This is a genomic window from Polynucleobacter sphagniphilus, from assembly GCF_029892205.1.
GTDB classification, from domain to species: Bacteria; Pseudomonadota; Gammaproteobacteria; order Burkholderiales; family Burkholderiaceae; genus Polynucleobacter; species Polynucleobacter sphagniphilus.
In genome coordinates this window covers 1-2,704 of record NZ_JARXVX010000015.1, presented here as the reverse complement: position 1 = coordinate 2,704, position 2,704 = coordinate 1, and the positions used below count along the sequence as shown (strand labels likewise).

2 protein-coding genes are annotated in these 2,704 nt (G+C 50.1%); both read right to left on the bottom strand.

Annotated features, from left to right (window positions below):
* Nucleotides 1-92: 92 nt before the first annotated feature.
* Nucleotides 93-863, bottom strand: a complete 771-nt coding sequence (gene istB / locus M2125_RS10865; RefSeq protein ID WP_076024657.1) for an IS21-like element helper ATPase IstB — start codon at nt 861-863, stop codon at nt 93-95.
* Nucleotides 864-915: 52 nt separating this feature from the next.
* Entirely contained in the window at nt 916-2,493 is a 1,578-nt protein-coding gene (gene istA / locus M2125_RS10860) for an IS21 family transposase (protein WP_280742977.1), read from the bottom strand.
* Nucleotides 2,494-2,704: the final 211 nt, after the last annotated feature.

Genomic DNA, 2,704 nt, shown 5'->3' with positions numbered 1-2,704 from the left:
TGCGTATTTCAGCGATCGTGACCGCCTGTTTCAGATTCAGCGTGACCGTCAAGGCTCTAGTATTTGAAGGCTCAGTTATTGTAGTTTAGCGGTCACGATGCCTTCTGTTTTTTGACGGTTTCCGCCGTGTTTTCCACCTCTTGCTTGCGCATGGATTCACCCTTGAGTTTGATCTTATGGCTTTGATGGACGATGCGATCAAGGATTGCGTCAGCCAAGGTGGGATCATTTAAATACTCATGCCAGTGCTCCACTGGAAGCTGGCTGGTAATGATGGTGGACTTGGTACCAACACGATCATCCATGATTTCTAGAAGGTCGGAGCGCTCTTCTTGGTTTAAGGGGTGCAAACCCCAGTCATCTAAGATCAGTAAATCAACTTTCGCAATAGATTGAAGTTTGCGTGTGAAGGTGCCGTCAGCATGTGCTACTCGAAGCTCTTCAAAGATACGGGGTACGCGCATATTCAGAGCCGAGAAGCCAGAGCGGCAGGCTTGTAATCCTAGGGCGCTGGCTAGCCAAGTCTTACCCACGCCAGCAGGACCAGTGAGCAAAATACTTTGAGCCCCTCTAATCCAATCGCAACTAGCAAAGCTAGCCACCTGCTTTTTATCTAAGCCTCTACCAGGGCGGTAATCGACATCTTCTAGGCAAGCGGTAGAGACCTTGAGCTTGGCACTTTTAAGCAGCCTTGCCTGTTTCTTATTCTCGCGGTAGGTGAGCTCTCGATCGACCAATAAACCCAAACGCTCTTCAAACGAGAGGTCATCTGATGCTCTTTGTGTAAATTGCTCTTGTAGGCCAAGAACCATGCCCTCTAGTCTTAAGGCTTGAAGCTGGGAGATGGTATGTTGATGAAGCATGTGATTTTCCTTCTTTCAGTTTTGCTGCTGGTTAAAAATTAGTGGAGATGCTTTAGTGGTAATACTTGGGTCCGCGCACGTTCTCATGCAAAGGTAGTTGTTGGGAGCTCTTTTTGTTGGCGGGCACTTTGCCTGCCTTGGCTAAGTCCAGCTTGGTCGCCAAGATGTTGCGCACGCTCTTTTGGGTCATAGCGTTATTAGCTACTGCGATAGCGCAAGCCGCTTCTAAACGCTCTTTGCCATATGATTTTGATAGATTGAGCAAACCAAGACAGGCGCGATAAGCGAGCTCGGGATAGGCTTTCTGATGCAGCAGGTGCGACACTAAGGATTGAGTAAATGCACCGATCCCCTGGCCCCAGTTCAGCAGACGCTCTGAACTCCATTCCAGATGAGCCTCGTGTGCTTTGGGCATATGCTCAGGCACAGTAGTTTGAGAAGATAGCCCATGGCTATAGCCCGTGCGCATCACGCGCACATGGGCGGCAATGCGTTTGCCCTCGCAGAGGATTTCCACTACGGTGGGGGTGACCCGCAGCTCGACTGCTTTGCGCGCATATTGATAAGGCACGCTGTAATAGTGGTGCTCTAACTCGACATGGTAATCAATGCCTACCTTGGCTTTTTTCCAGGAGCAGGACTCAAAGATCGTCGCAGGCAAAGATTTGAGTGCGGGTTTATCAATCGCTTCAAAGGCGCTACGGCGATTGCCAGGCAGCTTCTTGAAGGGGCGGGTATTGAGCTCTTCCAGTAAATGGGCAATGGCAATATTGAGATCAGCCAAGCTAAAGAACTGCTGATGGCGCAACCTAGCTAAGATCCAGCGCTCGACTACTTGTACGCCCACTTCGACCTTGCTCTTATCTTGCGGTTTGCGCGGCCGGGCCGGGATTACGGCACAGCCGTAATGAGCGGCGAACTCGGCGTACGATCTGCCCACTTGCGGTTCATAGCGATCGGGGTTGGCAACTAGGCTTCTCGGATTATCGGGAACGATGACCTGCGTTACCCCACCAAAATACTCAAAGGCTTTGCGCTGGCCCAATAGCCAATCTTCGGTCTTTTGCGCTCTCGTTGCTAATGCAAAGGTATAACTTGAAGCACCCAGAACGGCAACAAAGATCTGGGCTCTAGTAATTTCGCCAGTCAGGACATCAATGATGGGGATGGTGGGACCAGCATAATCGACAAAGCATTTTTCACCGGCCTTGTGGATTTGCCGCATCGAGGGCTTGAGGGTTTTTGCAAAGGCGGCGTAGTGGATGCAAAAACTGGTATAGCCATACGGCTTTTGCGTGGCAGCTTCGCAGTACTCACCCCAGAGTAGTTGCAAGGTGAGGCCTTTTTTCTTCATCTCTTGGTTGACCAAGATAAAGTCAATCGGGGCAAATTGGTTTTGGCCCGGCACCATTGCCTGCGGTGGCAGCAAACGCTTTGCTAGCAGCTCTTCAGTCAAAGGTTCAATGGATGCCCAGTCTAATTGCGCCGCTCTGGCTAGGGCATCGTACTTGGCGACAGCACCCTTGGATAACTCTAAGGCTCTGGCAATCGCGTTTAAGGACAGGCCACATTCAAAACGCAGCCGCAAAACTTCTTTAATTTTTCGCATGGTAATTGCTTTACTGGACATGGGGAGCCTAAAAAGCTCAACCATATCGGGTTCATCAAATTACCCTCGAATACTAAAATCCCCACTTATCTTTGCCTAATATTTAGGCAAAACGCATTTCAGAGGAAAGCACAAAAGCGGTCACGCTGATTCTGAAACAGGTGGTCACGCTCACTCTGAAATGACCGGTCATTTGCCTGAAATGGGTGGTCACGCTGGCCTGAAATACGCA

Coding starts and splice junctions, on each gene's coding strand:
- istB (WP_076024657.1), bottom strand. CDS start 863: ATGCTTCATCAACATACCATCTCCCAGCTTCAAGCCTTAAGACTAGAG.
- istA (WP_280742977.1), bottom strand. CDS start 2,493: ATGTCCAGTAAAGCAATTACCATGCGAAAAATTAAAGAAGTTTTGCGG.